This window comes from Ferrovibrio terrae, from assembly GCF_943371255.1.
GTDB lineage: Bacteria > Pseudomonadota > Alphaproteobacteria > Ferrovibrionales > Ferrovibrionaceae > Ferrovibrio > Ferrovibrio terrae_B.
The window spans coordinates 1-6,694 of sequence record NZ_CALRUC010000164.1; the positions used below are offsets into that span (position 1 = coordinate 1).

A 6,694-nucleotide genomic window follows, 5' to 3' on the forward strand; every position below is an offset into this window, starting at 1 on the left:
GCCCCGAACACCAGGCAGGCAACGAGAGTCCCGAACGGCATCCAGCGCCCGACAATGATCGCGGCCAAAGCGAGATAGCCACGGCCCGAGGTCATCGCATCGGTGAAGGTGCCGATCTGCTGCAAGGCCAGCACGGCGCCGCCCAGCCCGGCAATGGCACCGCCGGCCAGCACTGCCCAGATGCGGATTGTCATCGGATCGGCGCCGATGGCATAGGCGGCCTGCGGGTTTTCGCCCACGGCGCGCAGCGTCAGCCCGGCCTGGCTGCGCATCAGGAAATAAAACATCGGAATGGTGATGAGCAGGGCGAGGTAGGTGAGAGGCGGCTGCTGGAACAGCAGTGGGCCTATCCAGGGCAGATCGGCAAGGCCGGGGATCGGCCAGGCCTGCAGCAGCGGCACCTGGATCACCGGCGCCTGGCCACGGCCCACCGTGCTGCGCAGCAGGAAGCTGGTGAGCCCGATGGCAAAGATATTCGCGGCCAGCCCGGTCACCATCTGCTCGGCGCCAAAGCGCACGGTGACGATGGCGACCACGCCTGCGAGGCAGGCACCGCAGGCGAGGCTCGCCACCAGGCCCAGCATTGCACTGCCGGTGATGAAAGCGGCGATGGCGGCACCGAAAGCACCGGCTAGCATCATGCCTTCCAGGCCAACGGCAAACACGCCGGCGCGTTCTGATAAAATGCCGCCGAGCGCTGCAAACAGCAGTGGCGTGGCGATGCGCAATGCCGAAACCAGGAAATCGAGGGTGGCGGCATCCATGGTCAGCTCTTCGGTTTGCGGTTGGCCGAGGCCATGGCGGCCAGCACGAACAGCATGGTCAGGCCCTGGATCACGGTCACCAGCGAGGACGGCACGCCGACCTGCCGCTGCATTGCCAACGCGCCGGTTTCGAGGAAGCCGAAGAACAGTCCAGCCGGCACCACGGCCAGCGGATTGAGCGCACCGAGCAGGGCGATGGCGACGGCATTGAAACCGAAGCCATGCGAGAAGCCCTCGATCAGGCGGTAGTGAATGCCCAGCACCTCGATGCCACCGGCAAGGCCGGCCAGGGCGCCGGCCAGCAGCATGACGGTGAAGGTGCTGGCGGCAGGCGAGAAGCCGGCATAGCGCGCGGCGGGCCGGCTGCTGCCGAACACGCGCAGGCCGAAGCCATAGCGGGTATGCCAGAGGAAAATATGCGACAGGCCGGCAATCACCACGGCGATCAGGATGCCATAATGCAGCTGCGTGCCCTTCAGCAGCTTGGGCAGCCAGTAATCGGCCGGCAGCAGCGGCGATTGCGGGAAGCCGGCGCCGTCTTCGCCCAGGCTGCCATGCAGGGCGGCACCGACGATCAGCAGGGCAACGAAGTTAAGCAGCAGCGTGACCAGCACTTCATGCACGCGGCGACCGATATGGATGGCCGCCGCCAGACCGGCCCAGGCCATGCCGCCAAGGATGCTGGCCAGCAGCGCCGAGCCAATCGCCAGCACGGGATTGCCGAGCGGCAGCATGATGCCGACCCAGCTGGCACAAAGCCCGCCAATGGCGATCTGGCCTTCGCCGCCGATATTGATGATCTTGGCGCGGAAACACAGCGCGATACCCAGCCCGGTGAGGATATAGGGTGTCGCCTTGTTGAAGCCCACCGCGATGCGGTCGAAGGAGCCAAAAGCGCCGGTCAGCATGGCGCGATAGGCCAGCAGCGGATCCTTGCCGGAGAACATGATCAGCAGGCCGGTGCAGGCCAGCGCCAGCAGCACGGCCAGGGCGGCGCGGCGCAGCGAAGCGGGAATGTAAACCTGCCAGGCCGATGGTTTGGCGATGCCGGCGGCGACCTCGCTCATGCGGCCTGCTCTGTCGGTATCGCGCTGCCGGCCATCATCAGGCCGATGCGGCCGACATCGACAGCATCGCGGGGCACCACGCCAACGAGGCGGCCATCGAACAGCACGCCGATGCGGTCACCGATCGACAGCACCTCATCGAGTTCGGACGAGATGTAGATCACGGCGGCGCCGCTGTCGCGCAGCGCCAGGATGCTGTCCATGACAAAGCGGGTGGCGCCGGGATCGAGGCCCCAGGTCGGCTGATGCGCGATCAGCAGGCGCGGGCCGCGGTCGATCTCGCGTGCCACGACGATCTTCTGCTGGTTGCCGCCCGACAGCTGCTTGGCCTGCAGCTCTGCGCTGGGGGTGCGGATATCGAAGGCCGCCACCAGGCGTTTCGCGGCAGCGGCAAGACCGGCGCGGCTGAGCCAGGGGCCGCGCGAAAACGGCGGCCGGCCGGAATCGCGCAGCATCAGGTTCTCGGCAATGCTCATGCCCTGCACCAGGCTGGTCTGCGCCCGGTCGGCCGGCATATAGGCCACGCCGGCGGCGATGCGTGCGGCGATGCCGGTCTGGCTGAGATCGGTGTTGTCCAGCAGGATGCGGCCGGCAGAAAGCCGGCGCAGGCCGGCAATGGCCTCGGCCAGTTCCAGCTGGCCGTTGCCATCCACACCGGCGATGGCGAGGATTTCACCGGCGGCCACATCGATGCTGATATCCTTCAGGGCCACGCCCTGATTTGCAGCCGTATTGATGCCGCGCAGGCTCAGCAGGGTGGTACTGCCTGTGGAGGGCCGGCGCTGCAGCGGTGCGGTGATGTCACGGCCCACCATCATGCGGGCCAGCGCGGTGCGGTCGGTATTGGCTGCCGTGGTGCGGCCGGCCACCTTGCCGTCACGCAGCACCACGATGTCGTCGCACACTTCCATCACTTCGCCCAGCTTGTGCGAAATGAAGATGATAGATTTTCCCTCATCGCGCAGGCGCTGCATGATCTGCAGCAGGGCGGTCACTTCCGGGGGACTGAGATTTGAGGTCGGCTCGTCCAGCACCAGAAGGTCGGCGCCGCGCAGCAGCGCCTTGAGGATTTCCACCCGCTGGCGCCGGCCCAGCGGCAGATCGGCCACCAGCGCATCGGGATCGAGATCGAGGCCATAGCGTGCGCTGGTCTCGCGCAACAGATCGCGGATCGCATCGCGGCGCAGCCAGCGGCCGGCGGCCTGCCAGCCGAGCATGATATTCTCGGTGACGGTCATTGCCTCGATCAGCATGAAATGCTGGTGGATCATGCCGATGCCGGTGGCAATGGCTTCGCCCGGCGTATGGCCAGACAGTTCCTTGCCCTTGAACAGGATGCTGCCGGCATCGGGCGCCACCATGCCGAACAGCACTTTCATCAGCGTGCTCTTGCCCGAGCCGTTCTCGCCCAGCAGGCCGAGAATGCAGCCCGGTGGCACGGTGAGCGAGATGCCGTCATTGGCACGCACGGGACCGTAGGTCTTGACGATCCCGTGCATGTCCAACAACGGCTTCATGACGCAGTCTTTCAGGGCTTACTTGCCGCCGCGGGCATCGTCCTTGGTCGGCGCCAGCTTCATCTCGCCAGTGGCGAACATCTTCTTGTAGGTGTCGAGTTCGGCCACCACGGTGGCCGGCACGGCCGGGTGATAGGGGCGCTCTGCGGTCTGCTGCAGGGCGGCGCCGCTGGTCGCCGGCGTGTTATAGCCATACATCACCAGATCGCCCGACAGCTTGCCGGCCTTCACCGAGTCCGCCGTCGCCGCATACATGTCGGCCCACTTCTCGACCACGTTGGTGATCACGTTCTCCGGTGCAATCGCGGTATGGCCGAACGAGCGCCCGGTGGTGAAGACATTCTTCTCCTTGGCGGCCTGGATCAGGCCGGCCTGGGCGGCATTCAGCTTGCCCGCGACGAAATCGGCGCCACCCGCGATCAGCGAGAAGGCGGCTTCCTTGGCAGCTGCGGCATCCTCGATATCCTTGATATAGATGATCGAGACTTCGATATCGGGCTTGATGCGCTTGGCGCAGAGCCGATAGGAACCGACCTGCGCCACCATGTTGGGCAGGCCTTCCAGCGCATAGACGCCGGCGATCTTGCCGGTCTTGCTCATCCGCGCGGCCAGCACGCCGAGCTGGCAGCCGAAATGCGTGTTGTCGTAATCGATCGACATCACGTTCTTGCCCAGGCCGCCGCCACCGGCACCGGCAACGAACTGCACCTCGGGGAATTCGGGACCGACGCGCTGCGCCGCCGAGAGGAAGCGGCCGGAATGGCCGATCACGATCTTGTAGCCCTGGCGCGCGTAATCGCGCATGGCCTCGACATGGTCTGCCGCCGGCACGTTTTCCGAGTAGGCGACCTGGTATCCGCTATCCTTGATCTTCATCAGGCCGGCATAGCCCTGCGCGTTCCAGCTCTGGTCGTTGATGCTGCCGGGCAGCAGCATGGCCACCTTGGTCTGTGCCATGGCGGGCTGTGCCGCGACGGCCAGGCCGAATGCGGCTATCGCAAGCCCGGTGAATGTCAGGCGATGCTTCATACGCGTCTGTTTTTGCTGGGTGACCATGGCAAGAACCTCCTTTGGTTCGGCAGCCGTTGCTGGGGGAGTCTGCCGCTGCATCATTGCAGCGGTATTCGGTGCAATAACTGAGCCATCCGCCATCAGGCGCGCCGGGCGATCACGGCGATCGGGCCGCCACCATCGGGGCCCTGATGCTCGGCACCGCCGGAAATGAACAGATCCGTGCGGCCGATAGCGGCGGCGACAACACCGCCGACCAGCGCGCGGGCATGGCGCGTGGCATTGATGTCGCTGTCATCCCACATGATGTGGCGGTTGCCGCGGATGCGGCCGCTGCGCGCCGGTTCGGCTTTTGCCAGCACAGCGCATAGGCGGCCTGCCTCGCTTTCGGGCAGTTGCCCGTCAAGGGTCAGTCCGGCGGCACGCAGGGCGCGGCCGACGGCAGGAAAATCAATGCCGTCTTCCATCACCGCATGGGCGATGATGCTGTCGCCGGCCCAGGCCTCGCTGTTGCCCATCACGATCACTTCGTTGCGGGTCAGCTCGACACCGGCCGAGGCACTGGCGCGGCCCGACCACAGCGTGAGATCCTGGCCGATGGCAGCATCATGCAACTTGCTGGCATCCACTTCGCCGAGCGCCAGCCCGACGCCGAGCGCAGAGGCACCACGCGACAGGCCCATCGAGGCATAGGTATCTTCGGTGGTCACCGCCTGGCCGCGCGCATGGGCCTCGGCGATGCGTTCCGAAGTCAGCAGCGGGCATTTGACCTGCACGTAATGCACATCGGCTTCCGAACTGATGCCGGCCTGCTGCATGGCCTGCGCCACGGCTTCGGCCGTGGCCTGCACCTGCGCCATGCGGCCGATTTCCTCGGGCAGGAAACTGCGGGTAAACGCCGTGCCGATCGCCATGGCCTTCTGCCCGCCGGTCGGGCGCTGAGCGGCTTTCACGGAGAACACGATGTAATGCGGCGACAGGCCGCCCTCGGTACCGCCCGACATGACCATGGCGACACGCTCGCCGATCTCTTCCGGCGTGGACTTGAGCCGGCGTGCCAGCATCACCTGCAGTGCGAAGACCGCATAGGCGCGGGTGAAATCGTTGACGCAGCCATTGCCCTCGGTCTTGCCGAGAATGGCAACCACGGCTTCGGGCGCCACGCTGCCGCTGTCGAACAGATTCTCGATGCCGCTCATATCGCCGGGATGCTGCATGGCGACGCGGGTGACACAGCATTCAAAAGCAGAGTTGCTGAGCGCGTTCATACATGCACCGGCACTTTGGTCATTTCGCTTTCCTGGCCCATCGTGTTGGCCTTGCCGATCTTGCCGAGCAGATGGTCGCCTGATGTGGTTGGCCGGTATTTCGCGGGTGCGCCGGCATCCTGGCAGGTCGGCAGGCAGGCCACCTCGGCGTCGTAGTTGGGCTGGTGGAAGAAGACCAGCGACATGCGGCGTGTCTGGTCGGCGGCGATATCGCGCGGCGGATTGGCGACGCGATGCAGGGTGGAAACCCAGCGGTCGTTGGTCCACATCGCCATCAGGTCGCCGATATTGATGACGAAGTCGTTCGGCGCGGTCTGCACATCGACCCAGTCGCCCCTGGCGGTGCGCACCTGCAGGCCGCCGGCAACATTCTCCTGCAGCAGGATGGTCAGGCTGCCGTAATCGGTATGGGCACCGGCGCGCAGCTGGCCGGGCAGGGGTGCGTCGGGCTGGGCCGGATAGAGATTGGCCTGCAGATGGCTGATATGGCGGTCGATCTTGCTGGCGAAGAAGCTGTCGGGCAGATCCAGCGCTACGGCAAACATCTGCATCAGCAGGGCGGCGAGCTGGTCCATCTGCCGGTAATACTTCGTCCAGGTGGTGCGGAACTCGGCCGGGCGCTGCGGCCACAGGTTGGGCGCGTAATAGCTGGCCTTGGCGCGTTCGGCATAGGCATCCTGGCCCGGCTGCACATGGCCGATGCGGAAGGTTTCCTTCAGATCCGGCGGTGCGGCTTCGCCCAGCGAATAGGACAGGCTTTCATCGCCGACGGCACGAAACCCGCGAATACCCTTCTGCCCGCGCGGCGGCGCGATCTTCAGCTTGTCGGCCAGCGGCTGAGTGAAGAAGCCGCGCGTGACGCTGCGCATCGCATCCAGATCGGCGGCGTCAATGCCATGGCCGGTAATGATGAAAAAGCCGATCTCGCGGCAGGCGCGGTCAATCTCGGCGGCAACCTGGCGGCGGGCGGCGGCATCGCCCAGACGAAACGGCGCGATGTCGATGAGCGGTACGTAATCCAGCACGGCCATGACCTGCCCCCGAAACACTGCCCCGAAATCCTCTAA

General features: G+C 65.7%; 6 protein-coding genes. All 6 read right to left on the reverse strand.

The window, feature by feature from the left end; genetic code table 11:
• A partial coding sequence (locus AAG799_RS21620) for an ABC transporter permease (protein ID WP_341899093.1) occupies positions 1 to 764 on the reverse strand: 764 nt, incomplete at its 3' end.
• A gap of 2 nt (positions 765 to 766) precedes the next feature.
• The gene (locus AAG799_RS21625) at positions 767 to 1,831 is read right to left on the reverse strand and encodes an ABC transporter permease (RefSeq protein WP_341899095.1); all 1,065 of its coding nucleotides are present in this window, start codon (positions 1,829 to 1,831) and stop codon (positions 767 to 769) included.
• Positions 1,828 to 3,348, reverse strand: a complete 1,521-nt coding sequence (locus AAG799_RS21630; RefSeq protein ID WP_341899097.1) for an ABC transporter ATP-binding protein — start codon at positions 3,346 to 3,348, stop codon at positions 1,828 to 1,830. The genes AAG799_RS21625 and AAG799_RS21630 overlap by 4 nt, the downstream gene beginning before the upstream one ends.
• Before the next feature lie 18 nt (positions 3,349 to 3,366).
• On the reverse strand, positions 3,367 to 4,404 hold the full coding sequence (locus AAG799_RS21635; RefSeq protein WP_341899099.1) for a BMP family protein: 1,038 nt from the start codon (positions 4,402 to 4,404) through the stop codon (positions 3,367 to 3,369).
• 95 nt (positions 4,405 to 4,499) lie between these two features.
• Positions 4,500 to 5,627: a ring-opening amidohydrolase gene (locus AAG799_RS21640; protein ID WP_341899101.1), complete on the reverse strand. Its 1,128-nt coding sequence runs from the start codon at positions 5,625 to 5,627 to the stop codon at positions 4,500 to 4,502.
• Positions 5,624 to 6,694, reverse strand: a 1,071-nt coding sequence (locus AAG799_RS21645; protein ID WP_341899102.1) for a 2-oxoglutarate and iron-dependent oxygenase domain-containing protein, incomplete at its 5' end; no start/stop codon positions are given. The genes AAG799_RS21645 and AAG799_RS21640, both read right to left, overlap by 4 nt.

Coding starts and splice junctions, on each gene's coding strand:
- AAG799_RS21630 (WP_341899097.1), bottom strand. CDS start 3,348: ATGAAGCCGTTGTTGGACATGCACGGGATCGTCAAGACCTACGGTCCC.
- AAG799_RS21640 (WP_341899101.1), bottom strand. CDS start 5,627: ATGAACGCGCTCAGCAACTCTGCTTTTGAATGCTGTGTCACCCGCGTC.
- AAG799_RS21625 (WP_341899095.1), bottom strand. CDS start 1,831: ATGAGCGAGGTCGCCGCCGGCATCGCCAAACCATCGGCCTGGCAGGTT.
- AAG799_RS21635 (WP_341899099.1), bottom strand. CDS start 4,404: ATGGTCACCCAGCAAAAACAGACGCGTATGAAGCATCGCCTGACATTC.